Source organism: Jonquetella sp. BV3C21, assembly GCF_000468895.1.
Taxonomy (GTDB): Bacteria; Synergistota; Synergistia; order Synergistales; family Dethiosulfovibrionaceae; genus Jonquetella; species Jonquetella anthropi.
Genome location: NZ_AWWC01000018.1, coordinates 14,021 through 36,944 on the forward strand (window position 1 = coordinate 14,021; position 22,924 = coordinate 36,944).

Annotated in this window: 22 protein-coding genes; 11 read left to right on the plus strand and 11 right to left on the minus strand. The window is 60.7% G+C overall.

The window, feature by feature from the left end; genetic code table 11:
• Nucleotides 1-2 precede the first annotated feature (2 nt).
• Genes HMPREF1249_RS04220 through HMPREF1249_RS04240 form a run of 5 tightly spaced genes read right to left on the minus strand, consistent with a single transcriptional unit; the run spans nucleotide 3 to nucleotide 4,620 of the window.
• Nucleotides 3-221: an ATPase gene (locus tag HMPREF1249_RS04220; protein ID WP_008520290.1), complete on the minus strand. Its 219-nt coding sequence runs from the start codon at nucleotides 219-221 to the stop codon at nucleotides 3-5.
• A complete protein-coding gene (locus HMPREF1249_RS04225) occupies nucleotides 203-2,095 on the minus strand; it encodes a V-type ATP synthase subunit I (RefSeq protein ID WP_008520293.1) in 1,893 nt (630 codons plus the stop codon). The genes HMPREF1249_RS04220 and HMPREF1249_RS04225 overlap by 19 nt, the downstream gene beginning before the upstream one ends.
• The gene (locus tag HMPREF1249_RS04230) at nucleotides 2,088-2,423 is read right to left on the minus strand and encodes a hypothetical protein (protein ID WP_008520296.1); all 336 of its coding nucleotides are present in this window, start codon (nucleotides 2,421-2,423) and stop codon (nucleotides 2,088-2,090) included. Before HMPREF1249_RS04230 ends, HMPREF1249_RS04225 begins: the two co-directional genes overlap by 8 nt.
• Nucleotides 2,420-2,884 (minus strand): CBS domain-containing protein, encoded by a 465-nt coding sequence (locus tag HMPREF1249_RS04235; protein WP_008520297.1) that lies wholly within the window; start codon nucleotides 2,882-2,884, stop codon nucleotides 2,420-2,422. Before HMPREF1249_RS04235 ends, HMPREF1249_RS04230 begins: the two co-directional genes overlap by 4 nt.
• Nucleotides 2,881-4,620 carry a WecB/TagA/CpsF family glycosyltransferase gene (locus HMPREF1249_RS04240; protein WP_008520299.1) on the minus strand — a complete coding sequence of 580 codons (1,740 nt, stop codon included), beginning with the start codon at nucleotides 4,618-4,620 and terminating at the stop codon, nucleotides 2,881-2,883. The genes HMPREF1249_RS04235 and HMPREF1249_RS04240 overlap by 4 nt, the downstream gene beginning before the upstream one ends.
• Before the next feature lie 304 nt (nucleotides 4,621-4,924).
• On the opposite strand from HMPREF1249_RS04240, the gene HMPREF1249_RS04245 reads away from it, so the two are divergent.
• From HMPREF1249_RS04245 to HMPREF1249_RS04270, 6 genes are all read left to right on the plus strand, one after another.
• Nucleotides 4,925-6,229 (plus strand): TolC family protein, encoded by a 1,305-nt coding sequence (locus HMPREF1249_RS04245; protein WP_231366878.1) that lies wholly within the window; start codon nucleotides 4,925-4,927, stop codon nucleotides 6,227-6,229.
• Between the two features lie 326 nt (nucleotides 6,230-6,555).
• Nucleotides 6,556-8,214, plus strand: coding sequence for a dipeptidase (locus HMPREF1249_RS04250; protein ID WP_008522563.1), 1,659 nt, complete (start codon nucleotides 6,556-6,558; stop codon nucleotides 8,212-8,214).
• Between the two features lie 73 nt (nucleotides 8,215-8,287).
• Entirely contained in the window at nucleotides 8,288-8,839 is a 552-nt protein-coding gene (locus tag HMPREF1249_RS04255; protein WP_008520307.1) for a DUF6305 family protein, read from the plus strand.
• Nucleotides 8,840-8,926: 87 nt separating this feature from the next.
• Nucleotides 8,927-10,261, plus strand: a complete 1,335-nt coding sequence (locus tag HMPREF1249_RS04260; RefSeq protein WP_008520309.1) for a C4-dicarboxylate ABC transporter — start codon at nucleotides 8,927-8,929, stop codon at nucleotides 10,259-10,261.
• Between the two features lie 4 nt (nucleotides 10,262-10,265).
• Nucleotides 10,266-10,436 carry a hypothetical protein gene (locus HMPREF1249_RS08030; protein ID WP_008520312.1) on the plus strand — a complete coding sequence of 57 codons (171 nt, stop codon included), beginning with the start codon at nucleotides 10,266-10,268 and terminating at the stop codon, nucleotides 10,434-10,436.
• A gap of 12 nt (nucleotides 10,437-10,448) precedes the next feature.
• Nucleotides 10,449-11,642, plus strand: coding sequence for a succinylglutamate desuccinylase (locus HMPREF1249_RS04270; protein WP_008522569.1), 1,194 nt, complete (start codon nucleotides 10,449-10,451; stop codon nucleotides 11,640-11,642).
• A 66-nt stretch (nucleotides 11,643-11,708) separates the two neighbouring features.
• Here HMPREF1249_RS04270 and HMPREF1249_RS04275 read toward each other — a convergent pair whose 3' ends face one another.
• From HMPREF1249_RS04275 to HMPREF1249_RS04285, 3 genes are all read right to left on the minus strand, one after another.
• Nucleotides 11,709-13,280 carry a hypothetical protein gene (locus HMPREF1249_RS04275; protein ID WP_008522571.1) on the minus strand — a complete coding sequence of 524 codons (1,572 nt, stop codon included), beginning with the start codon at nucleotides 13,278-13,280 and terminating at the stop codon, nucleotides 11,709-11,711.
• Between the two features lie 157 nt (nucleotides 13,281-13,437).
• Nucleotides 13,438-14,652, minus strand: coding sequence for an aminotransferase-like domain-containing protein (locus HMPREF1249_RS04280; protein ID WP_008520316.1), 1,215 nt, complete (start codon nucleotides 14,650-14,652; stop codon nucleotides 13,438-13,440).
• A gap of 50 nt (nucleotides 14,653-14,702) precedes the next feature.
• Nucleotides 14,703-15,380 carry a M48 family metallopeptidase gene (locus HMPREF1249_RS04285; RefSeq protein WP_008522575.1) on the minus strand — a complete coding sequence of 226 codons (678 nt, stop codon included), beginning with the start codon at nucleotides 15,378-15,380 and terminating at the stop codon, nucleotides 14,703-14,705.
• A gap of 164 nt (nucleotides 15,381-15,544) precedes the next feature.
• Between HMPREF1249_RS04285 and HMPREF1249_RS04290 the strand changes: the two genes are divergently transcribed.
• The 3 genes from HMPREF1249_RS04290 to pgsW are packed head-to-tail and all read left to right on the plus strand — an operon-like array spanning nucleotide 15,545 to nucleotide 18,034.
• The gene (locus HMPREF1249_RS04290) at nucleotides 15,545-16,540 is read left to right on the plus strand and encodes a Mur ligase family protein (protein WP_021775904.1); all 996 of its coding nucleotides are present in this window, start codon (nucleotides 15,545-15,547) and stop codon (nucleotides 16,538-16,540) included.
• Entirely contained in the window at nucleotides 16,530-16,964 is a 435-nt protein-coding gene (locus tag HMPREF1249_RS04295; protein WP_021775880.1) for a poly-gamma-glutamate biosynthesis protein PgsC/CapC, read from the plus strand. The genes HMPREF1249_RS04290 and HMPREF1249_RS04295 overlap by 11 nt, the downstream gene beginning before the upstream one ends.
• Entirely contained in the window at nucleotides 16,961-18,034 is a 1,074-nt protein-coding gene (gene pgsW, locus HMPREF1249_RS04300) for a poly-gamma-glutamate system protein (protein ID WP_008520324.1), read from the plus strand. The genes HMPREF1249_RS04295 and pgsW overlap by 4 nt, the downstream gene beginning before the upstream one ends.
• 71 nt (nucleotides 18,035-18,105) lie before the next feature.
• On the opposite strand, the gene HMPREF1249_RS04305 is transcribed toward pgsW, so the two are convergent.
• The gene (locus tag HMPREF1249_RS04305) at nucleotides 18,106-18,618 is read right to left on the minus strand and encodes an ECF transporter S component (RefSeq protein ID WP_008522578.1); all 513 of its coding nucleotides are present in this window, start codon (nucleotides 18,616-18,618) and stop codon (nucleotides 18,106-18,108) included.
• Nucleotides 18,619-18,744: 126 nt separating this feature from the next.
• Here HMPREF1249_RS04305 and HMPREF1249_RS04310 point away from each other — a divergent pair, with 126 nt between their 5' ends.
• A complete protein-coding gene (locus HMPREF1249_RS04310; protein WP_008520328.1) occupies nucleotides 18,745-19,527 on the plus strand; it encodes a fumarylacetoacetate hydrolase family protein in 783 nt (260 codons plus the stop codon).
• A 65-nt stretch (nucleotides 19,528-19,592) separates the two neighbouring features.
• On the opposite strand, the gene HMPREF1249_RS04315 is transcribed toward HMPREF1249_RS04310, so the two are convergent.
• The gene (locus tag HMPREF1249_RS04315; RefSeq protein ID WP_008520330.1) at nucleotides 19,593-19,853 is read right to left on the minus strand and encodes a glutaredoxin family protein; all 261 of its coding nucleotides are present in this window, start codon (nucleotides 19,851-19,853) and stop codon (nucleotides 19,593-19,595) included.
• A 23-nt stretch (nucleotides 19,854-19,876) separates the two neighbouring features.
• Complete coding sequence (locus HMPREF1249_RS04320) at nucleotides 19,877-20,770, minus strand: M23 family metallopeptidase (protein ID WP_021775886.1); 894 nt, start codon at nucleotides 20,768-20,770, stop codon at nucleotides 19,877-19,879.
• A 173-nt stretch (nucleotides 20,771-20,943) separates the two neighbouring features.
• Between HMPREF1249_RS04320 and HMPREF1249_RS04325 the strand changes: the two genes are divergently transcribed.
• Complete coding sequence (locus HMPREF1249_RS04325) at nucleotides 20,944-22,920, plus strand: FAD-dependent oxidoreductase (RefSeq protein ID WP_008520334.1); 1,977 nt, start codon at nucleotides 20,944-20,946, stop codon at nucleotides 22,918-22,920.
• Nucleotides 22,921-22,924 lie beyond the last annotated feature (4 nt).

Here is a 22,924-nt window from a genome sequence, read left to right on the forward strand (position 1 = left end):
GGTCAGGCGAACTGGAGCACCAGCATGATGGCGACGACGAACCCCAGAATGACCATCGTCTCAGGAATGGCTTCCAGAATGATCATCGTTCCGGCGGTCTCCGGTTTCTCCGCGATGGCGCCAGCGGCAACGCTGCCGATTTTTGCCTGAGCATACGCCGTCGCTGCAGCAGGGATGCCGACCGCGAGGGCGGCGGCGAGAGCTATGAGACCTTTTTCCATGAGTGAAACCTCCTGTCGGTGAACGGTGTGAACTGCTTGCCGCTGCTGTCGTAAAACTTTCCCATGAACTCGACGTAGTGAAGACGGGCCGCGTGAAGCCCTGACTCGGCGAAGGCCATCACGAAGTTGAGAGTGTGAATCGCCAAGGCGGCCAAGATTCCGACCGCCGTCAGGCCGAACGTGTCCAAAAACTTGGACGCTGTGACGGCCAGAATGGCCGACGACAGGCCGATGGCCCCGATTCGGACGTAGCTCAGAATGTTGCCGAACGCGCTGAACGACTCGACGATGCCGCCAATTCCTCCACCGGCAGTCAGCAGGAGGAACCCGGCTCCGCAGCCTCCCAGTCCCCAATAGACGGCGCTTTTGGGAAGAAGGCGGCCGGCTGGGGCCAGACAGATCAGAACGGAAAGGATCACGACGATCAGTCCGGCTTTTTCCGCCGCGTGATGCCTGTGTCCGCCCCGAAGGGACTGAAAGACCCCGTATCCCAGGCCGAGAAGCACGTGTCCCAGCCCCATGACGAGGGACGCGAAGAGAACCGGCATGACCGCATGTCCCCGTTCGACCCAAAGGGGTTCGAGCCCGAAGAGCCTATGCCCCATATCGCCGAAGCACTCGCCGAACGCGACGCCCCAGATGATTCCCCAGACGGCTACGGCCGAAAGGATAAAACGCAGGTCCTTGAAAATCGGCGACTTCTGACAGCGGCACAGAACCCACAAGAGGAGCAGCATGACGGCGCTGTAGCCGATGTCGCCGACGATGCACCCGGCAAAAAACGGAAAAAACAGGCTGATCGCCGCGGTCGGGTCAGTGGAGCCGTAGCCGGGCGGCCGAACGAGCTGAAGGAACAGGGCGAAGGGCCGTACCGGCGGCGACTGTCTCAGGGCCGTGGGAACCGACGGCATCTCTTCCTTCGTGGGCTGTCGGAGCGTTAAGGCCACCGAGTCGCCGAATTTTTCCCGAATGGACTGGCAAAACGCTTTCAGCCGGCTCTCGGGGAGCCAGCCTTCCAAGTTGACCGCTGTGCCAGCGGCGCGGCACCGAAGAAGGGCCCGCCGGACGGCGAGATTCCGTTCGGTGAGGAACGAAAGGGCGGCCAGTTTGGGGCCCCACTTGCGGCCCAAGGCGGTCAGTTCGGCGCTGGTTTCGGAAGCTGCCGCTTCCAGCCGCCGAATTTCCATTTCCATTGCCTCGGAGGCAGGGCCGTAGTTCAGCTTTTCAAATTTTCCCGGCGGCAGCCACTGCCTGGCTCCGGCTGACCGAAGAACCGACCGGCCCATCTCGTCCATCTCGCGCGGCAGGGCGATCTCTACTAAAAGAAGGTCCGAACGGGGACAGTCGTGACGGCTGTAGGCGACCGCATCATCAGCCCGTTCGAGCAGGCCGGAGACGGCTTCGTTCAGCCTGGCCCGGCAGAGAGGGTACGATTCGAAGCTGACCCACCAGAGGGACCTGACCCGATCCGCTCGGTCAGGGATATGAGGACGTCCGGCGACGGCCAGTGATTGGACTAAGTTCTCCCGCTCCTCTTTGAGGAACGCCAGTCGAGCGTGGAGCGCCTCAATGGTTTCGCCGATCGAGTCTAAATTGCCGCAGAGCGTCTGACGCGTCCGCTCCGGCATTTTTTCAAACTGGTGCAGCAAAAGCTCCACCGTCGAACCGTCCGACGCCGCGTCGTCGCCCAGCGCCGCCAAAATAGACCGCAACTTTTGATGAGAAGCCACCAGATCGGCGCTCTGCTCGTCCAGTCTGGCGTCGTCCTGGTCGGACTGAATCTGCACCGACCCGTCGGCCAACAGGAAATCGAGCAGGTCGGCGGCCTTTGAACGGGGACACCAGAGAGACAGGTGGTACATCGTCTCAATCATGGCCCTGTTCCCCGTTGAGAAGTATCTGAGCCAGAGTTTTCGCCAGCTCGCCGTAGTCGTTCTGCTGGGCTTGGGCGCAGCGCTCGTTCCATTGCTCGATCAGCTGGCGCTCTTTCAGGTTTCGGGCCTCCGAGGCTCGAGCCTGCGCTTCCGCAAAGATCGAATCGGCCTTCCGCATCGCCGCTCGGACCATCTTTTTTGTCTGGGCGTCGGCTAAGTCGTATCGGGCCTGCTGTTCCTCTTCGTGGCGGCGTTTTTTGAGGGCATCTTGGCCGGCTCGGGCGGCCATCTGCTCCTTCCAAGCGGCGTCGCGGGTTGGCTCGGTCATGACGGGCCTACCTGAGCCAGCAGGTACTCGCAGAAGTCGCTCTGGTCCAGCACGCCCACAAGGACGTCCCGATCCGTCACAGCGATCCGGTAGAGCTTTTTGTCCAGCATCAGCTGCGCCACGCTCAGAATGTGGGCCGATGGGTGAACGGACAGCGGCGGGCGCTGCATATACTTGCTGACAGGCTGGCTGTAAATACGGGCAAATTGGGCGCTTAACAGCTTCTCTTCGTCAAAGAGGAAGGACTCCTGCTGAAGAATTTGGGCCGTCGTGGGAAGGGCAAGCTCCAGCGCGTCGGCTTCGGAGAAGAAGCCGACCAGCCGCCAGTACGCGTCAACTACTGGAACTCCGGAGAGTCTGTGGCTGTGAAGGACTCGAAGCGCATCGGCCACCGTGTCGGTTTCCAAGACGGCCGACAGGTCCCGCTTCATCAGGTCTCCTGCGGTCATGATGATGGTCATGGCGTATCTCCTTCGTCAGGCTTCCGGGGAACCGGAAGTCCAATTTTCTCAACGAACGCCCAGAAGACGAACGAGGCGAGTTCGATATCTTTTTTGAACCGTCCGGGCTCTTGAATCAGGCGGTAAAGCCACTCCAGCCCGAGCTTTTGATAAATGGCCGGCGCTCTCTTCAGCCGTTCGGCGAACACGTCGAGCGAGCCGCCGACCCCGACAGACAGAATTCCCTGCAGGTCGGCTCGGTGGGCGTGGATCCACTTTTCCTGCTTGGGCTGCCCCAGCCCGACGAACAGGATCCGCGCCCCTGACTGGGCGATTTCCTTGGCAATTCGGCTGTCCTCGCTCTTGTCGTGGTAGCCGTCCTGTGTCCCGGCGATGATCAGTCCCGGGTTGAGCTTTTGCAGGTTCTGGGCCGCCTCCTGCGCCCGGCCGGGAAGTCCGCCGTAGAGGAAAACGGGGAACTTTTCAACGGCTGCCAGCCGGCAGAGGCGGGCAGCGAAGTCGATGCCGGCAATGCGCTCCACCACTGCCATCTGAAGCATTCTCATGACCATAACCAGCCCGCTGCCGTCCGGCAGGACGAGCTCCGCGCCGTTCGCGATTCGGCGGAACTCCGGGTCGCTGCGGGTCTCATTGATTCCCAAAGCGTTCAGGGTAACGACCAAGCAGGCCCCTTGGGGGTGTTTCAGCCAGGCCAGCGCCTTGGAGAGGGCGTAGTTCATCGAAATGCCGTCCAGCCGGACGCCCCACAGCTCTCGGCGCACCTTGCGCTGCCGGCCGCCCCAAAGCGTCCAGACGAGAGCGCCGAGCGCGGCCGTGATGGCGACGACGAAAATTCTCATCGCGGCGCCGTGCGGGACCACCTGAAAGAACGTCACCGTTCCGCCCAAGAGGAAGCAGATCGTCGTGACCAGCCGGACCGCCGAGGGGTGGTCGACGCCCCGTTCCAACATCTTCCCGTACAGGTACGGCACGGTAGAAGTGCGGCGGCTGGTAAACGCCTTGTTCATCACCCCGAGGGAGAACTCGACAAGCGGCAGGGCGTAGAACCCTAAGGGGATCACGATGAGCGACGTGATGGCGATACCCTTGCTGACGCCTAAAATGGAAATGCCAGCCACAAGGGTTCCCCACATGAAGCAGAGGGCGCTGTCAAGCTGCCGGTAATGGTGTCCCAATCGGCTCCAGTACGCTGCCACGAGCAGCAGCGAGCCGAGACAAACTAAAAAAGCGTCGCTCAAATCCTGAGACGACAGGGCCGTGACGAAGCTCATCAGGCACAGGCTGACACTCAGAAGGTGTCCCGCCAGCCCGGGAATTTGGTCGAGCTTTTTGAACAGCAGGGGAAACAGAGACATCCAGCAGGTCGTCAGGGCCACCGACTTGAAGCTGTTCAGGTAATAGTAGGAGCTTCCGGTCAGCGAGAAAAATGAAATCCGCGCGCCCCAGAGGGCGAAAAAGAGACCGGGGAGGGGAACGCACCAGCTCCAAAGCTTCCAAGGCTTCACTTGGTCGGCCAGGCCGATGTAGAGAGACAGCAGGCTGGCGGCGACCAAAAGGGCGATGGTCGGACGGCCGCTCCAAAGTCCGAGGAGCACCAGCGCACCGGCCAAGGAAAGGTCTCTCATGTAGAAGTACTGGTCCTTTTTCAGCCGCGCCCTGAGAAGCCTCTGGAACAGCACGCAGACGACCGCCGTGGCGAGGAGGAAAAGAACGGATGGATTCGGAAGGATGCCCATGACTTCGCTCCCTTGTGAAGGACTGGCGACAGTTCAGTTGCAGTTTATAACTCATTCTAGCAGACGCGTTCGGCTTGCGGCTCGGTAACTTCGGCGGCTGCTGAAAAGGGCGTTTCTTGAGCTGCAGGGAATGGGCGGCCAAGCCCGTCGGAAGCCGGTCAAAGTGCGCGGCGCAAGGACGCTCACCGGCCGAACTGCCGTTGCAATTTCAAACGAGGAGTATACAATTTTTAAAGAACTTGAGTCTGATACATTGATGAAATTCCGCGGCATCGACGTCCGGATTTATTCAAAGGAGGAAGAGATGAGAAGGCTGGTTTCTTTGGGAATATTGATCGGGCTTTTTGCCGCGGCGGGAAGGGCTTGGTGCGCGTCGCCGGCTCCTGTGACCTTGACAATGGAAGAGGCGCTGCGAAGGGCTCTCGACGAGAACTTGTCGGTTCTGGCGGCCGGCAAGGGCGTGACAGACGCTCAGGGCGCTAAAAAGAGTGCGGCTGCCGGGTCTGGGCCGACGGTCTTTTTGCGCGGCACTGGGACGGCGTACGATATGCCCCAAGGTCCTGACCGGGACGCTTCTCTGTCGGTCGGACTGTCTGAAACCCTCTACGCCGGCGGGCGGCTGAAGGCGAAGCGGGAACAGGCTGCCTTGGCCTTGTCCAGCGCCGAGCACTCGTTTCAGAGAACCCGGGAGCAGGTTGCCTTCTCGGTGTGGCGCGCGTTCTGCGACGCGCTCTATCAGCAGGAAGTCTGCCGTACCGCCCGCGAGGCGCTGGACTTTTACGAGAAGACCGAACAGGAACTGATCCGACGGGTCGAATTCGGCCTAGCGACGCACCTTGACCGGGTGCGAGTCAGCCAGCAGAAGGAAGACGCCAGGGCGGCGCTCATCGCGGCGAACAACGCTTTAGAGTCGGCGGCGATCTCCCTGAAAACGCTGCTTCGCCTGCCGCCTGACCAACCGCTTGTCCTGCGCGGCACCCTGAATGACGGAGTGCCGGAGGGCGGCCGGTTGAACGAGGACGCACCTGACGAAGAGACCGTTTTGTCCCGACGGGAAGACTATCTGGCGAAAAAGGCACAGGCCGCCGCCGCTGAAAAGGAAATTCAAGCGGCGGCCAGCGGACTCAAGCCGACGGTCCAGGTTACCGGAGCGTACCGCTTCGCCTACGACGCGGCGGGAACGCCGTCGGTCAACAGGTCGGACCAGTGGACTGCTTCCTTATCGGTTTCAGTCCCGGTATTTGACAGCGGCCTGACCAGCGGTCAGGTAAAAAGCGCCAAGGCCCGCCGCGATCAGGCGAACTTGGCGTTGGAAAGCGCCTCGGACGAGATCCGAGCGGACCTTCAACAGGCCAGACTGAGTCTCACCAGCGCGTTGGAGACCGTGGAGGCGGGCAGAAAAAACCTTCGGCTGGCCGAAGAAAGCCTGAAGTACGCCGAAGCCGGCTACAAAGAAGGAGTCAGTCCCCAGCTTGACGTGCTCCAGGCCAGAACAGAGCTCACCCGGGCCGGTCAGTCGCTGGCCGGTTATCTGAGAAATGCCCGGATAGCCCAGGCAAGTCTTTGGCTGGCTCAGGGGCGGATGATCGAGCAGGCGCTGGGGAAGTGACGGGGCTCGGGGCTAGAAGGTTGGAATTTAAGTTTTTTGAACGAAAACATAAGTTTTACGAGAACGATTTTTCAGATTATTTGGCGGGGATCTGAAAGTCCGATGCGGCGCGCGCGCGCGTCACGACGGGGATCGCGTTTCGTTTTCGTCACCCTAAGAGGCTCAGGAGGGCCAGCGTCGTCTGCTCTTGGGGCTTCTTGAATTTTAGATAAAAAAACGTATCATAGAAGCGCGTTGTATGTTTGTGCATTACGGCGCAGTTGGCTGATTCAGGTTCTCGGCAAATTTTTTGCCGAGGCAAATCATGAAGGAGGAGAACAGACCGAATGAAACTTGGAACAGTTTCAAAATCGCTGATTCTGGCAACAGCTCTTTCTGCTTTGGCAACAGCGGCTATCGCGTGCACGCCGATGGGCGTGGGCAAGAACGCTTCCGCCGACGGGTCCGTCATGGTTTCTCACACCTGTGACGGCTGGTACGACCAGCGGATCCAGATCGTCAAGGGCGGCAAACACAAACCCGGCACGATGCTTGAGATCTGGGGCGACCCCTGCGTGGCGACCCGCCCCGACAAGCCGCAGGTCAAGATGGGCGTCATTCCCCAGGCCCCTGAGACGTACACGTACTTTAACGTTGGGTACCCCTTCATGAACGAGAAGGGCGTCGTCATGGGCGAGTTCACGTGGAGCGGCCGGGACGAAGTCGCTTCGCCCAAGGGCATGTTCTACATCGCCAACCTGGAGCAGCTGGGCCTGGCCCGTGCCGCGACGGCGAAAGAGGCCGTGAAGGTCATGGGAAAGATGGCCGAGAAGTACGGGTACTGTGACGGCGGCGAGACGCTGATCGTCGGCGACGGAAACGAAGCGTGGGTTTTCGAAGTCTGCGGCGGCGGTCTGCTCTGGACTCCTGAGAGCGGCAAGCCGGGCGCTCACTGGGTTGCTACCCGCATCCCCGATGACGGATTCTTCGTCGGCGCCAACCGGGCTCGCACTCAGGTCGTCGACTTTAACGACAAAGAGAACGTGATGACCTCCACCGACCTGACGGCTCTGCCCGAGGAAATGGGCTGGTGGAAGAAGGGCACTCCGTTCAACTTTGAGAAGATTTTCAACCCCGAACCTTACGGCTATCCGTTCTATCAGTCCCGCCGGGAGTGGCGCGCCCTGTCTCTGGTTGCTCCTTCCAAGAAGTGGGAGCTTCGGGACGACCACAGCCAGTATCCGATGTTCGTGACCCCGGACAAGAAGCTCACCGTTCAGGACCTGATGAAGATTTACGGCGACCATCTGGAAGGCACTCCGTATGACCTGACCAAGGACAAGGCCGCCGGTCCCTTCGGCAACCCGACCCGCTGGCAGGTTGCCAAGGACCAGAAGCCGAAGGGCCGGGAAGGCGAAGACTGGGAGCGCAGCATCGCCCTGTTCCGCTGCTCCTACAGCTTCATCTCCCAGAGCCGTGCGGATCTGCCCGAGCCGGTCAGCACCGTGCTGTGGTTCGGCGAGGACGCTCCTGATACGACCGTGTACGTGCCGATTTACTGCGGCGTCACGACGATTCCTGCGCCTTGGACGAGAGGCGACCGGGCGAAATTCGACCGGAACAGCGCTTGGTGGGCTTTCAACCTTGTAAACAACTGGGCTAACCTTCGTTGGGACGCCATGTTCAAGGACATTCAGGCGAAGAGAGCGACCTATGAGAGCAAGTTCTTCGCTGATCAGGGCAAGGTTGAGGCGGAAGCCGTTCGGCTCTACAAGAGTAGCCCGAAGAAGGCCGTTCAGTATCTGACCGATTACACCTGCAAGTCGCTGAACACGGTGGAAAAGGGCTGGTGGGATTACGCCTTTGAGCTGATCGGCAAGTACTACGACGGCGGCATGATCGGCGAGAAGGGCAACTTCGTCGTTCTCGGCTACCCGCAGGAATATCTGAAGTCCGTCGACTTTGGCGGCACCTCTGTCAAGGATCAGAAGACCCTGGCAAAGTAACGCGCAATTCGGGGAAGAGAGAGGAAAATTTCTCACAGGCAACAAAAATTTCTTCACTGAAGGAGGTTTTTCAATGAAAAAAGTTTTGATCTCGTTTTTCGCTGCTCTGAGCCTTTGCGCTCTGGCGTCGTTTGGGTTTGCCGCCGATGCTCCCAAGCTTGAAGGGCCGTATATCGTCACTACCTGCGGTCAGAGCCCCGGCGCTGTTATGGTAAAGATGTCGGGCATGCAGGCCGGCGTTCAGGTCGAAGCGGTGAACACCCTTCTGGTCGACGGCCTGAAGGACAAAGGCTACAAGACGCTGATCGTCACTTCCGGCACCAGCATGAAGGGTATGGGTGCTGCTGGCACCAACGTCGACGCCGAGATCGCCCGCTGCACCAAGCTGATCGAGGCCGCTCATGCCGCCGGGATGAAGGTCGTTGGAGCGCACATCGAGGGGATGTCGCGCCGCACCGACAACTCGGATGCTGCGTCCATTGAGGCGGTCATGAAGGATGCGGACGTTATCCTCGTCGTTGATGAAAGCGACAGCGACGGGTTCTTCACCAAGTACGCGGAGGAGCACAACAAGCCGCTCATCAAGGTGAAAGACGCCCTCTCCATCGGGACGATCCTCAAGTAACAAGTCGGTTCGAATAAGAAGGAAAACTGCGGGGGGGGGCTAGCGTGAGCTCCTCCCGCTTTATGTGACGCGAAAGGAATAATAAACATGACAATGTTTCAACATTCCGGCCTCGTGCTGGTTGTTCTCGTGCTGGCGTTTGCCCTCTGCAAGAAGGGGCGGCTCAGCACAGAGCTTTCCATGTTCGTGGCCACCTTGTTCGGGCTGATCGCGCATGTGGTGCTTCCGAAGGGCGTCGACCCCCGGTCGGCGTTGCCGTTCGTTGAGATGATCCGGCACGTCGTCGAGGGCACCTGCACGTACTACGACGTGTGTCTGATCTTCCTGTCGGCGACGTTCTTCATGACGCTTTATAAGGAGTCCGGCGGCGTGGCGTTCATCGTCCGTCGGATCGTCGTGGCGTTCCACAGCAAGAGAACGGTCTGTCTGCTTCTTTTGACGGCCGTTATGTTGGTTCCCGGCGCGATCACCGGTTCAGGCGCGACGACCGTTCTGACCGTCGGCGCGCTGGTCGGCTCGGTTCTGATGGCCATGGGCGTGTCGCCCGAGCGGCGCGTGTCCCTTGTGTTCGTCTTGGCAGCGATGAGCGCGGCCTGCCCGCCGATCAACCTGTGGGCGATGATGGCTGCGGCCGGGGCCAACATGCCTTACGTCGGGTTCGGTCTGCCTCTGGCAGTGCTGTCAATCGTGGGCGCTCTGTTTGCCACGTTCTACCTGGCCGGGCGAGGGAAGCCAGTTGACCTTGATAAGGTGCTGACTGAGCTGCCTGAGGTTCCCGAAGGCTGGAACTGGTTTAAGGCCGGTTTTCCGTTTGTCGTGCTGATTGCCCTCGTTCTGGCCGGCCGGCTGCTGCCCTTCACGTTCCCGATTCTCGGCCTGCCGCTGATCTTCATCCTTTCTGGCGTGGCCCTCTACCTAGTGGCTCCCAAGCGTCCAAATCCCTTCACCGTGGCGACGACGACTGTGCACAACCTGCAGGGCCTCGTCGGCATCATGGTGGTCGTGGGCGCGCTGAACCAGATCATGTGCTTGAGCGGCGCCCGCGGGCTCGTCTCCCTCGGCATCGTGATTCTTCCTATGGCTGTGCTGTTCGGCGTCCTGTGGATCATCCTGCCGATCTCGGAAGGCGTGCTTCAGTACGCCGTCGCGCCGCTGATCGGCGTGCCGCTGATCATGCTGTTCAACATGATGGGGTATGACCCGGTCATCTCCTTGGCGGCTTGGTCTGTCATGTGGCCCCTCGGCGACTGCCTGCCGCCGACGGCTGTCGTCGGCCGGGCGGCTCAGATGGAGCTGGAGTACAAGGGCGGGTATTTCAGCGGCGTGGTCCGTCCTGCAATCGTGCCGATGCTCTTCATTTTGGCGCTCTGCACCGTCGTTATGATTTACAGCAGCCGTATCGGCGCGCTGATTGGAGGTTAGAATCATGGATCTTGTCACTATCGAAAGCGGCGTCACGATCGCTTACTATCTGATCAGCGTTTTCTTCCTGTGGGCTGTGGCCCGGTGCTTCTTTCGGACGAAGGATCCGCAGGAAGTGGTTCTCTACGGCATCATCATGATGCCCTTTGTGCTGCGCATTCTGCGCCTGAAGTAGGAGGCGCCTCTGATGAATCTTAAAAATCTGAAGGCCGCAACCCTTATCGTCGCCGGCGCAGCCTGCGCCGTTGCGGGGTACTTGTTTCACGATCACCGGAACTTCAAAGAAGCCATCGTGGTGAGCGAAGGCTGCACGGCGGTCAAGCGGCTGAGCGACTACAGCAGCGTCATCAAGCCGGGCTCGGTCAACGACTGCAACGTGTACATTTTCGACAGCGGCGTGCCGGGCGGCACGATCCTCGTTCAGGGCGGCACCCACCCCGAAGAGCCTGTGGGCGTCATCGCGGCGGAGATTTTCACGGCCAACGCGAAGGTGACGAAAGGACGGCTGATCGTCCTCGATCGGCAGAACAACAGCGGTTCCACCTGTTCTCGGCTCGGTGAGGCGTATCCCCGGTTCTTCCACGTGAAGACCGACTGGGGCCAGATGAAGTGGCGGATGGGAGACCGGTATGCCAGTCCGCTTGACAGCTGGCCGGATCCTGAAGTTTACGTCCATTATCCGTCGGGGCAGAGCTTAGCGTACATGGACATTCGGAACCTGAACCGGGCGTGGCCCGGCCGGGAAAACGGCCTGATCGCCGAGAGAACCTGCTTCGCCACCCTCGAGATGATCAAGAAAGAGGGTGTTAACGTGACGATGGACCTTCACGAGGCAGAGCTGGAGTACCCGGTGGAGAACACCATCGTGTCGCACCAGAAAGGTCTTGACGTGGCGGCGATGACATCCATGGTTCTTACCTCCCAGACCTACGACGTGCCGATCGGCATGGAGTTCTCGCCCAAGGCCCTGCACGGCCTGAGTCACCGGGAAATCGGCGACGCGACAGACGCGGTCAGCTACCTGACCGAAGTGGCCGAGCCGATGCTTGACCGAATCCGCGGCATTACCGACGAGGAGCTTCTGATGTCTGGTAAGGATCGGTTCGTCATGCAGGCAGGCCGGGTTCATCAGGGACCGGAGCACCCGATGGGGCTGCTCTATTCCCCGATCGACGAGAACGGCTGGCCGGCTGACAAGCGGATCGCCCGGCACGTGACGACGACCATGCAGCTCGTTCAGGTGAACAACATGGTTCACCCCGAGCAGACAGTGGAAATCACCAACATCCCGTCCTATCAAGAGTTGATCGAAAAGGGCGCAGGGCACTTCTTCCAGAACCCCGCCGACCCGGCAAACGCTCAGCGGGTTCACTACGATTAAGGACACAAAAAGAGGACGCCGGAGAAGATCTCCGGCGTCCTCTTTTTATTATGTGCAGGAAGAAAACTAGAAGGTCTGAAGCAGCATTTCCAATCCGGCATCGGTGGGGGTGACCTCCACGTCGGTTATGCCGTCGTCGGTCGTCATCGAGACGTGTTCGACCATGGACAGAGCTTGGTTGATGGGCTCCAGTTCATCAGCAGAGACGCCCAAGGCCTGAAGGCTCGTGCCGCAGGCGCTAAGCAGCTGGGCCAACGCGTCGCTGCGGGCCGCGAGAACGAACGTATGAGGGCTGCCGAGCAACGCAGGGATCAGCGCGTCAGCAGCAGGCGCCGCGGCATCCGGCGTGTTGGCTTTCAGGACGTCAAACACGGAAGCGCCGTTCGTCTTGGCGGAGAATGTCAGAGTGGCAGGATCAACGTCAGCCACGACCAGCCCGCTGGGACCGTACGCGAGCCAGACGGAGAGCGGCGAGCCGTCGCCTGTCTGCAGGCCCTTCCACTCGCCGGAAGCGTAGTCCTTAACTTGGAGCCCCAGCTGAGATTGGGCCAGTTCTTTGGCCATCGGAAGGAGAGTCTGGAACAGTTCGGCGTTGAGGCCGGAGACGCTGACGCAGAAGGCCGGAGCAGGGCCGAACATGCTCTGGACGGTATCTTTGCTGATTGAGACCGAAATGGCGCCTCTTAAAACGTCGACGATGTTCTGCCACGTCACGCCGAACTCGGCCATGCTGTCTAAAGTATCCTGAATTTCTTTTTTGGTTTCTTCGGGAATTTTGAACTCTTCCAGCTTCAGGTCGCTGGGAATCCAAGCGTTTTCCATTGACAGAACGGCGGCCGTCCCGCTACCGAACGAGGGGACCATCGCGGCAGGGGTTCCACCGGCCCGATTGGGCACCATGTCTGCCCACAGCTCGGCGACGTTGATCCAAGAGCGAAGAAGGAAGGCCTTGGTGTGGGGCACTAAGCCGCTCTCAAGCCTGACCGGGAGTTTGTATATGTCAGAGCCGGCTTGACTGTTAAGGTACTCGGGGGTGAGGTTGAGGAAGACCTTCAGCGGGGACTGGACGTGAGCTTCAGGTGAAGCGCCGTTCCAAGCGAACATGGAGTTCAGCTTGTCGACAGACGTCGCGCCTAAAATGTAGGCGCCGTCGCTTCGATTCGCCAGAGCGAGAAGAAGCTTCAGGTTGTTGGTTTCGATGTCCATTTCGCCGATGTACGACAGGCCGTCGGCCAAACCGGAGGCGTTCCCGGCAGCCGGATCGGCGCCGAGCTTCAAGGCGTAGTCCTTGGCGGCAAGCGGCTTGGACTGGGTTATAGCCAAGGCGACGTCCGTGACGGATTCTTTTTCGAACCATGCCCGAATAAAGCTCGTCTCAGGGGCGAGGGTCTGACGCAGGTCGGACGGGACTTGTCCCAGCAGTCTGCTGACAAATTGCCCCAGCGGTCCGGCGGTTGTCGATTTCGACAGCTCTTCAATGTTTTCGCCGTAAATTAAAAATGAGTTGTCCGCGGAAGAACTGTTGATTGCCAAGGTCGGATCAGTTTTTGCCGGCGCAGCTGCCGCAAAGCCGCAAATGCCGGCCAGTCCTAAGGCAACGGCGAATACCGCCAACAAGCGGGTAAAACGGTTTTTCATGACGTACCCTTCCTTTCTGTTGTTTTAAATCTGTGCGAGGATAACACGCCTGAGCAGATGATCCTGAACATTATACGTTATTTCGCACGGAAAATATAGTGAATTAGCTGAGAGCAGGCGGGCGTCCGATAATCGGGCGCCCGCCTGAATCGAGAATTTACTTTCGGAGGGACTGAATGGCTTCGGCCATACGGCGAATGCCTTCTTCGATCTTGTCCGGCTTGCAGTAGGTGAAGTTGAGCCGGCAGTAGTTGCGCCCCGCCTCAGGGTCGATGCAGAACGCGGTGCCGACGACGAAGGCGACCATCTTTTCAAGGCAGATCGTCATCAGCTTCTCGCAGTCCACTCCGGGCATCTTCAGCCAGAAGAAGAACCCGCCTTCCGGCTTGACCCAAGTGACGCCCAGCGGCTTCATGTGGCGCTGCAGGCTCTCTTCCATGGCGTCGCGGCGCTTCCTGTAATTGTCGGCGATGACCGGTATGTGCTGTTCAAGGTAGCCTTTCTCGCAGTACTCGGCGACAAGCGCCTGAGTGATGGGCGACGAGCACAGGTCGGTGCTCTGCTTGAACGCGCTCATCTTGCGGATAATTTCCCTGTCGCCGCACACCCAGCCGATGCGGACGCCCGGAGAGAGGATCTTGGAGAACGACCCGGCGTACAGCGTGTTGCCCGCCTTGTCGAACGAGAAGATCGACGGCAGGTGTTCGCCCTCGTATCTGACGTAGCCGTACGGGTCGTCCTCAAAAATCGGCACGCCGTACTCACCGGCGATTTGGGCCAGCTTCTGGCGTCTGGCGACGGTCATCGTCATGCCGCCGGGGTTTTGGAAGTTGACGATGGTGTAAATGCCTTTGACCTTTTTCCCCTCGCCGCGGAGCTTTTCGATCAGGGCCGGCAGCTTGTCGACCATCATGCCTTCTGCGTCGCACGGCACGCCGACCGCTTGAGCCCCATGGTTGGAGAAGACGTTCAGAGCGGCCATGTAGGTCGGCTCTTCGGTGATGATGGCATCGCCCTTGTCGAACATGGCCCAAGCGAACAGGTCAAGGGCCTGCTGGGAACCGGTGGTGAGGAGAATCTCCTCCATGTCGACCGTCCGGCCAAGCCGGGGCGCCATGAACTTGATCAGGCTGCTGCGAAGAGAGGAGTCGCCTTCTGTAGCGGTACCATATTGAAGGAGCTCGCTGCCCCGATCCTTAAGCAGGTGGGCGCCTTCGGCGAACTTGTCGATGGGGAAGACCTCTGGGGCGGGCATGCCGCCGGCAAATGAGATCATCTTCGGGTTCTTGATGGCCTTGAAAAGGCCGCTGACAGCCGAGGGACGGAGGTTCTTCGCGAGAGTGCTGAAACTTTCGGTCCAAGCGTTGCTCATTTGGGTATCGCTCCTTTCAGGATTTGCTTGCTCTGACTGGCCGAGTGAACTTAACTTCGTTTTGTTCCCTTATAAGGGTACTTCTGAGCTTCAATTTTCAGGCGTTTCAACCGGCGTTCAGTTGGCGGGTGAGAGTTGAAGCCGTTGGGCTGGGTGGTGAAGCCGCTGCGCTTCATCGCCATCATGGCGTCGTAGAGCCCGTAAGGGTTGTAGCCAGCCTTAGCCAGCATTTTGACGCCGAAAGCGTCGGCTTCTATTTCCTGCTGACGGCTGAACCCTGACTCGGCAAGCATCCCCCCGGCAATCGTTCCGGCGCCGAGGAGAACTTTGGTGAGGGTGCTGTTGGACTTGCGGATGAGCTGGTCATAAATCAGCAGGCCAATTCCAGCCTCGGCAATGCGCCGGGTGCTCGTTTTGCCGAAGTGTCCCAGCTTAATGTGTCCCAACTCGTGTCCCAGCACGCCCGCGATCTGGTCTTCCGAGTTCAAAACCTTCATCAGCCCCTCGGTGACGTGAACCGAATACCCCGAGCCCTCGCTGGCCACCCATGCGTTCGGTTCAGTTTTGCTCTCGTAGTGGATGCTCCCCTGAGGCAGGGAAACTTCGGCGAGGGGGAAGGTCTTTTCCCACGCCCGCTGGACGACTTCTGGCCGTACGGCGGCCCAAAGCGCCGACCCTACGCAAAGGAAGCAAGCGACAAGCACGGTGAGACGGGTTCGTCTGTTCATAATTTTCCCCCCTTTAGGACGATATAACTGTAGCTTCATCATACCACGTCGGGGCAAAAGAGAACGGCCTCCTGTCCCTCCGAGGGAATACGCAAAAAAAACGGATTGGGGCGAACGGGAGGATATAATAAGTAAAGCTGGAGGCAGAAAGAGGAGTTGACTTGATGGCGGTTTCGTTGCGCATGTCGGTGACCGGGAGCCGGGGCAAAAGCGCCGTGGCTCGGATGATATGGGCTGGACTGTGCGGCTGCGGACTCCGGGCTTGGGCGCGGATAACCGGCGTCGTCCCCCACGCGCTGGGGCCGGACGGCTGCCGGATCATCCTGCGCCCGTCGGGAGCTCACGTGGAGGAAATGCGGTGGTGGCTGAAAAGCCTTCCGCCGAGCGCCGACGCCGTTGTGATGGAAAACAGCGCCGTGTCCCCGCCGCTTCAGAAGCTGTGCGGCCTGTGGCTGAAGCCTCAGGTCACCGTTCTGACGAACCTTCGGCCCGACCACGGGCAGTGGGGGCCGTCAGAGCCTCAAGTGTTGGACGCTTTGACTGATGCGGTGCCGCCCGGGACAATTCTGGTCGTTCCCGGCCCGCTGGCCGGCTCAAAGTTCTTCACGGCTCGTATGGCGTCCCGGGGCGCCCGGCTCGTCGGGGCCGAGCCGTTGGCCGGTCTTTCAGGGTTTCGGGCTGTCAACGCCGGCTTGGCCCTAGCGGCCTGCCAAGCCCTAGGAGTGGAACGAAGCCGCGCCGAGCTGGCTATCAGAGGCTGCGGCGACGGCCTCGCCGACTTTGCCCTGCTGCAAGTCGGCGCGGGACAACTGGCTTTCGCCTTCTCGGCCAACGACGTGACGTCCACGGCGGGGCTTTTCGCTTCTACAGGCTGGGAGGCGCAGGAGACGACCGTTCTCTATAACCACCGGTCTGACCGGCCTGACCGGCTTAAGATGTTCGAGCCGTGGCTCAGGGGGCCTTGGAAGGACGTCGCCGTCATAGGAGACCGTCCTCTGGGTTCTTGGCGAGGCAAGTGGCAGGACGTGAATGACTTCGACGGGCTCGGAGAGCTGGTGGCTCGGGCGGGTTTTGTCTTCGGGTGCGGAAACGCCGTGCGGGGTTTTCCACTGCGGTTCCGTTTGGCGATAGAAGAGGGACGGTGGGCGTATGGGAATTGAGCCGGCGGCTGTCATCGGCGTTGGCGTTGCGGTCTCGCTGCTTTTTGACCGGCGAACCGGCCTGGGCAGCGGCGGCTTTGTCGGCCCCGGTACGGTGGCGTTGAGTTTAGGAGACCCTCGGCGGCTGCTTTGGGGGCTTGCGGCGTCCCTGCTTGTCGCTGCTGCCCTGCGGCTGGGAGTGAGGCTTTGGGGCTGGTACGGCCGGACTCGGGTGGGCTTTGCGCTGCTTTTGGCCATCGTTTTCCGGCTGGCCCTGGGGCGCTTCATGCCCGAAGGGCTGTGGGTCGGCTGGGTCGTGCCCGGGCTGATTGCCGCCGACGTAGAGCGTCAGGGAGTTTGGGACACGCTGACAGCTGTGACTGCCACGTCGCTTGCCACGTCGTTTCTCGTGACGCTTGCCGGCGCGGCGGGGGCGGCGCTGTGAACTTGACGCAGTTTGACGCCGCCTGTCTGGCCCAGAGCCGACTGAAGCGGCGCAATCGGATTTTGCTGTTCTGCCTCGCTGCCGTGATGGCCCTTTTGTTCTTCGTCGGCGGCGGAACGTCCAGCCGGGAGGAAGGGCGGCTGATGGACCGGGTGAGCCGGGGGCACGAGGTCCTGTGGAACTGGCGGGAACGGGAGGGTCTTGGCCTTGACCTGACGGCTGACCCGTATCGAACCGGCATGATCGGCGTCGAGTGGAGCGAGATGAGCACCACGCTGGGACTGTTGGCGGCCAAACGCACGGCCTGCGACGCCCGCTGGTCGGTCGTCGTCGGCCGATGGTTCGACGAGCTGGGCTTGTCAGAGGGCGACGAGGTGTGCGTGTTCTCGTCGTCGTCGTTTCCCGGCATGATCTTGAACGTCCTAGCAGCCGCTGAGGCCCGACAGCTCCGCGTGACGGTGGTCTTGTCGCTGGGCTCGTCGACTTGGGGGGCTAACGTTCCGGGCGCTGGGTGGCTCGATATGGCGTCGTCCCTTCGCCGCGCCGGAATCATTCAGACCGGCGTGGACTTCTGCACGCCCGGCGGCGACGATGAGATCGGCGGCGAGCTGCCTCGGGAGACGCTGAAGATGATGAGGAACACGGCGGCCCGACACGGCGTCCCGTTCGTGGAACTCAAAAGTCTGGCTCAGGTGATCGACTGGAAGATGGATCTGGTCAGGCAGAAGAAGCCTCGGGTCGTCGTCTCGATCGGAGGTTCGGAAGCGAACCTCGGCGACGACCCGTCGGTCCTCAAGCTTCGTCCGGGACTTCACAGAACGCCGTCAGAGTTTCAGGGAACTGGCGTGATCGGCAGGTGTCTGGCCCAGAACGTGCCGGTGATTCACCTGCTGGAAATAAGACGCCTGTGCGCTGCAAACGGCATTCCGTTTGACGGCGCGCCGTCCAGAATCCTTCGCTCGAATCTGGCCGTCCCGTTCGCCGCCGTCGGCGTCGTCCTGTTTGCCCTCGCGATGGTTTTGTTCCGCCGCTGGGCTCTCTGGAAGCTGGATGGAACAGAAGAGGAATGACAAGAAGGCCGCAAAGCGCAGGGCGCTTTGCGGCCTTCTTATGTTGTTTTCTCTGAACGTTCGATAGCGGACTAACTTTCGGGCGAGTCGATCGCCCGTCTGCCAAGGCGGGCGACGACCGGCCAGAGAATCGACGAGATCACGGCGCCGACAATTCCCTGTACCAAGTTGGCCGGCATGTCGCCTAACGCTGCCGCCGGGCCGTACATGAAGCACTCACAGATAAAGTACCCAAAAGCCATCCATGAGCCCGCAACGAGCCCGCTGACCAGGGACAAAGGGGCTTTCCGCCGGAGCACTTGGAAGAGCATGGCAGCCAGCAGGCCTTCGATTCCCTTGACAACGAACGTAATCGGTACATACTGAACGTATCCCAACAGAAGGTCTGCCAAGGCGCTGCCCAGACCGCCGACCAGCGCGCCGGCAGCAGGGCCGAGCAGGTAGGCGCTCAGCATGACCATCGCGTCTCCGAGGTTGGTGTACCCCTTCGTCGCGATGCTGGGAATTGAAATGGCCATCGTCGTGACCGCCGTCAGCGCGGCAAGAACCGCGCAGACAGTCAGCCGTTTGGTTGATATCTTCACTCTGCAGGACTCCCTTCGCTGGACTGGGACTATCTTATAAGCTGACCGCCCGTTGGAACAGTGCCAGACGGGACCTCTTTGAGGCCGATCTGGACCGGCGGGCTCAAAGCAAAAGGAGGAATCTTGATGTCGGACGTCGTTCGCCGCTACACTCGGTTTATCCTTCGTGGGGAGCGAACCCCACGCCTTGCCAGACTGGAATCTGACGGCGCGTACACGCTGCTGGACGAAGGGTGGTTCTGCCCTCCGCTGCCGCTGGGCCGCCAGGTTGACGAAAGCGAAATCAGTTGGTGGCTGCCGCCCTGTCGGCCCACCAAGATCGTGGCAGTGGGGAAAAATTACAGGGCCCACGCGGCGGAGTTCGACGGCCAAGTGCCGGAGGTCCCGCTTCTTTTCGGCAAGGCCCTTTCCAGCCTGTCGGCTCACCGAGATCGAATCGTCCGTCCCGAAGGCTGCGGGCGTTTTGACTTGGAGGGAGAGCTGGCCGTCGTGATGGGGCACCGGGCCAGCCGAGTCGGCGAGTCGTCGGCGCTTCAGTACGTCGCCGGGTTCACAGTGGCCAACGACGTGACCTGCCGAGACTGGCAGAAAGCCGACGGCCAGTTCCATCGGGGCAAGTCGGCCGATGGGACCTGCCCGATCGGCCCGTACCTCGTCCAGGGAATTTCCCCTGATGACTTGGGAATAGAGACCCGTCTGAACGGCAAGACCGTTCAGTCCGGCCGAACGGGGCAGATGATATTTTCCATCGCCCGTCTGGTGGCCTACATCTCCAGTTCCATGACGCTCGAGCCGGGCGACGTGATCTTGACCGGGACGCCGGCCGGCGTGACGCCGATGCTTCCCGGCGACGTCGTAGAGGTGGAGATCGAAGGGCTGGGCGTCCTTCAAAACGAAATCATCGGTTAAACGAAAAGCAGTCGGGCCGTCTCTGACTTGAGACGGCCCGACTGCTTTATGCGCTTTGGGAAAAGCTACTTTATTGCGGCCTTGAAGACCGATTCTACCGCCTCGGGGGAGGGGACGCCCTCGTGGAGTTTTTCGTCTCCGACGTAAAACGTGGGAACCAGATAGTAGTCGTACTTCCCCGCGGTCTCCGGGGCTTCGCTCTCCTCAATCATCGTCAGGGGAACGTCCTTGTACTCCGGGTGCGCGGCGAACAGGTCTTCCATCATTTTTCGCGCCCTCTTGCAGTGCGGACAGTTCTTCAGGTAAAACAGGGTTACTTTCTTCATCGCAGTCGCCTCCTTAAGGTCGTTTACTTCAAAACGTACTCTTTTGTTACTCCCGCGGCCAAGGGCTTTTCGCCCACCAGCGGCGCGGGATCCATCCACCGGCCGTTCAACCCCACGCCCAAGTGAAGGTGCGGCCCGGTCACTCGGCCGGACGAGCCGGAAAGGGCGATGGCCTGACCTGCCTTGACCCGCTCTCCGGCGGAAACGTCGATCCGGGACAGGTGCATGTAGACCGAGATGACGCCGCCGCCGCTGTCCACGTAAATGGACTTGCCGGCAAAGTAATGGTCGCCGGTGAGAATAACAGTCCCGTCGACGGCGGCGTGAACCGGCGTGCCAAGCGGTGCCCGAAAATCAAGCCCGCCGTGGGGGCTTCGCCTCTGGCCGTTGTACACCCGCGTAAAGCCAAACGGGCTGGTGACGACGCCTGCCACTGGGCGGACGAACGGCCACGACAGGGGCCCCTGAACCGTCTGGGTCTTCAGGGCCTCTGAGACGACGGCTCGCTCCTGAGCGATGCGTTGGAGCACATCCTGAGGCGGCGAGACGAACGACGGCGCGACGGACAGCCGCTCTTCCGGGTAGCTGAGGGGAGTTATCTTAACCTGCCGCCGCAGCTGCCAAGTCTTGTTCCCTCTGACGAGCGTCAGAAGGACCGGCATATTTTTCCCCTCGGACGTTTTGTCCAGCGGCGTTCCCAGCAAAGTGCGGTACAATCCGTTCGTGCCGCCGAGGCCAAAGGTTCTGCCGGCCCAGTTGATCGACAGCCGATCAAAGTTCGACGGGCCGCTGATCTTGACGAGAAACGGCTGTCCAACCGGCGCCGCCTCAGGCATGGTCCAAGAGATCTTCTCCTCGGCGTGGCCGACGGCGCAGGCGAGGAGAAGGGCGGCAGCGCAGGAGAAAATTTTTTTCACTGGCTTTCCCTCCATGTAGGATGCTTTGACCATATACTACCGCGAAAGGAGGACTTCTCAACGGGAAAGATTCGTAACCAGGCTATGCAAAAAAGAAACGAAAAAACAGCGATTTAGTGTATAATTTATACAAACATCTTGATGGTAGCACAAAGCTGAACCGGAGGTGCGATATGAAATTTCGTCTGGCGTTATGCAGCGTCATCTTGGGAGCGACCGCGCTCAGCGCCGCTCCAAAATCATACGACCTGATTGTCGCCGGGGCTGGAACCGGCGGGTGCGCGGCGTCGATTCAGGCGGCCCGCATGGGCCTGAAAGTAGCGCTGTTGGAGCCGACCGGCTGGGTCGGCGGGCAAATGACCGCTGCCGGCGTGACGTCTCTGGACGACCTTCGGCGCAACCGCACCGGGCTGTACGGCGAGTTCCTGAACCGGCTCCGCCGCTATTACAAGAACTTGGGAGTGAACAGCGGGATCTGCTACTGGGGCGGCGACACGGCCAGCGGCAGCGCGTCGGTGGAGCAGAAAATCCTGCTGGACATGATGGCTGAAGCCGGGGCGATCGACCTGTTCCGCCACACGACGGTTCAGTCGGTCCTAGAGGAAAACGGCCGTGTTAAAGGCGTCAAGGCGCTCACCCCAAAAGGGGCGGTCGAGTTTCGTGCGCCCGTGACGATTGACGCGACCGAGCTGGGGGACATCCTTCCGATGACGACGGCTCGGTACAGGGTCGGCAATTCGGTTTCGCCTCACATTAACCCGTCGAGTTCCATACAGGACATCACCTGGGTGGCGGCGATTCACAAGAGAAAGGACGGTGTCCCTGAGCCGCTGAAAGCTCAGCTGGTCGACGAATATCACGCGATGCGGGTGCGCCTTTTCAGCCCGATCGTCTCGCCTGACGGCAAGTTCTGGGGGAAAGGGCGAGCGCCGTACAACAAGCCGACATTCGACGCGTACCGGGCTATTCCTGACCCGGACTGGAACCTTCGGGTTGTCGGCGACAAGGCGGACACGTGGCAGAACGTCACGTCCACCAGCCTGAACTGGGGCAACGACTACCCGGGCCGCAAGGCGGACAAGCGGGGGCTCCCTGCTCGGTACCTGACCGACGAAGCGTTCCGGCGGAAGGCTAACGCGGCGGCCCTGCGGCGGACCCTCGGGCTTTTGTACTACTACCAGAACAGCTTGGGCGGTTCGGACTGGACGGTGGACACTCGGCAGGGGTACGCCGAGTCGGGCGACAGCCCGCTGAACGTCGCCTCCTCCGTGCCGGCGTGGGCTAAAGAAATCGTCGCCAATATGCCGCCCATTCCGTACGCTAGGGAAAGCCGCCGGTTGGTCGGGCTCTACACCCTTCGGGCGTCGGACATCGAGCGGCCGCTGGGCGCGGACAGGACGTCGAACCGATTCAGCGACGCGGTCGCCGTCGGCGAGTACCCGGTTGACATTCACGGTTCCCGCCAAGCCGATTCGCTGGAAAAAGACCTCGGCGAGACGCCGGAAGCCTTTCCGACCAAGTGGCATGCCGGGACGTTTCAAGTTCCGATTCGCTGCCTGATCCCTGAGCGCCTTGACGGCTTTTTGGCCGCGGAAAAGAACATCTCCGTTTCCCGAATGGTCAACGGGGCCACGAGGCTTCACCCCATCACGATGCTGACCGGGCAGGCGGCTGGGGCTCTGGCGGCGCTGGCGGTCAAAAATAATCTGCAGCCTCGGGACGTGCCGGTCTCGTTGGTTCAAGATCAACTGCTCCGCGACCGCTCGATGCTGTCGCTCTCGCTTTTCAGCGACGTCCCGACAACCAGCGACGATTGGCCGGCGGCCCAGTTCGCGGCCATCGCGGCGGTGAAGCCGTTGGGCAAAGACGTTTTCGGCGCGTCCTTCCCGGTGAGAACTCAGGAGATGACGGACGCGGTTTACACGGTTATGGGGCTGCCGCTGCCAGAAGAGGCCGGCGAAAGCGAGGAGTGGGCGGCGCAGGGAGACCTTCGTCGGGTCATGGAAAACGCCGCGCCGGGCTTGACCGGCTGGCTGACCTTCCTGACCGACGACCGGGCGCCGCTTCGCCGGATCGTCCTCGCTCAGGTTCTTCACGCCGCAGCCGTGGAGAGGGGAAAAGCTCAGATACAGCGTCAAAGAGGGAAGTAGATTT

What these genes read in the sequence shown, in the direction of transcription:
- HMPREF1249_RS04220 (WP_008520290.1), bottom strand. Translation starts at nt 221, where the DNA reads ATGGAAAAAGGTCTCATAGCTCTCGCCGCCGCCCTCGCGGTCGGCATC.
- HMPREF1249_RS04225 (WP_008520293.1), bottom strand. Translation starts at nt 2,095, where the DNA reads ATGATTGAGACGATGTACCACCTGTCTCTCTGGTGTCCCCGTTCAAAG.
- HMPREF1249_RS04230 (WP_008520296.1), bottom strand. Translation starts at nt 2,423, where the DNA reads ATGACCGAGCCAACCCGCGACGCCGCTTGGAAGGAGCAGATGGCCGCC.
- HMPREF1249_RS04235 (WP_008520297.1), bottom strand. Translation starts at nt 2,884, where the DNA reads ATGACCATCATCATGACCGCAGGAGACCTGATGAAGCGGGACCTGTCG.
- HMPREF1249_RS04240 (WP_008520299.1), bottom strand. Translation starts at nt 4,620, where the DNA reads ATGGGCATCCTTCCGAATCCATCCGTTCTTTTCCTCCTCGCCACGGCG.
- HMPREF1249_RS04245 (WP_231366878.1), top strand. Translation starts at nt 4,925, where the DNA reads ATGAGAAGGCTGGTTTCTTTGGGAATATTGATCGGGCTTTTTGCCGCG.
- HMPREF1249_RS04250 (WP_008522563.1), top strand. Translation starts at nt 6,556, where the DNA reads ATGAAACTTGGAACAGTTTCAAAATCGCTGATTCTGGCAACAGCTCTT.
- HMPREF1249_RS04255 (WP_008520307.1), top strand. Translation starts at nt 8,288, where the DNA reads ATGAAAAAAGTTTTGATCTCGTTTTTCGCTGCTCTGAGCCTTTGCGCT.
- HMPREF1249_RS04260 (WP_008520309.1), top strand. Translation starts at nt 8,927, where the DNA reads ATGACAATGTTTCAACATTCCGGCCTCGTGCTGGTTGTTCTCGTGCTG.
- HMPREF1249_RS08030 (WP_008520312.1), top strand. Translation starts at nt 10,266, where the DNA reads ATGGATCTTGTCACTATCGAAAGCGGCGTCACGATCGCTTACTATCTG.
- HMPREF1249_RS04270 (WP_008522569.1), top strand. Translation starts at nt 10,449, where the DNA reads ATGAATCTTAAAAATCTGAAGGCCGCAACCCTTATCGTCGCCGGCGCA.
- HMPREF1249_RS04275 (WP_008522571.1), bottom strand. Translation starts at nt 13,280, where the DNA reads ATGAAAAACCGTTTTACCCGCTTGTTGGCGGTATTCGCCGTTGCCTTA.
- HMPREF1249_RS04280 (WP_008520316.1), bottom strand. Translation starts at nt 14,652, where the DNA reads ATGAGCAACGCTTGGACCGAAAGTTTCAGCACTCTCGCGAAGAACCTC.
- HMPREF1249_RS04285 (WP_008522575.1), bottom strand. Translation starts at nt 15,380, where the DNA reads ATGAACAGACGAACCCGTCTCACCGTGCTTGTCGCTTGCTTCCTTTGC.
- HMPREF1249_RS04290 (WP_021775904.1), top strand. Translation starts at nt 15,545, where the DNA reads ATGGCGGTTTCGTTGCGCATGTCGGTGACCGGGAGCCGGGGCAAAAGC.
- HMPREF1249_RS04295 (WP_021775880.1), top strand. Translation starts at nt 16,530, where the DNA reads ATGGGAATTGAGCCGGCGGCTGTCATCGGCGTTGGCGTTGCGGTCTCG.
- HMPREF1249_RS04310 (WP_008520328.1), top strand. Translation starts at nt 18,745, where the DNA reads ATGTCGGACGTCGTTCGCCGCTACACTCGGTTTATCCTTCGTGGGGAG.
- HMPREF1249_RS04315 (WP_008520330.1), bottom strand. Translation starts at nt 19,853, where the DNA reads ATGAAGAAAGTAACCCTGTTTTACCTGAAGAACTGTCCGCACTGCAAG.
- HMPREF1249_RS04325 (WP_008520334.1), top strand. Translation starts at nt 20,944, where the DNA reads ATGAAATTTCGTCTGGCGTTATGCAGCGTCATCTTGGGAGCGACCGCG.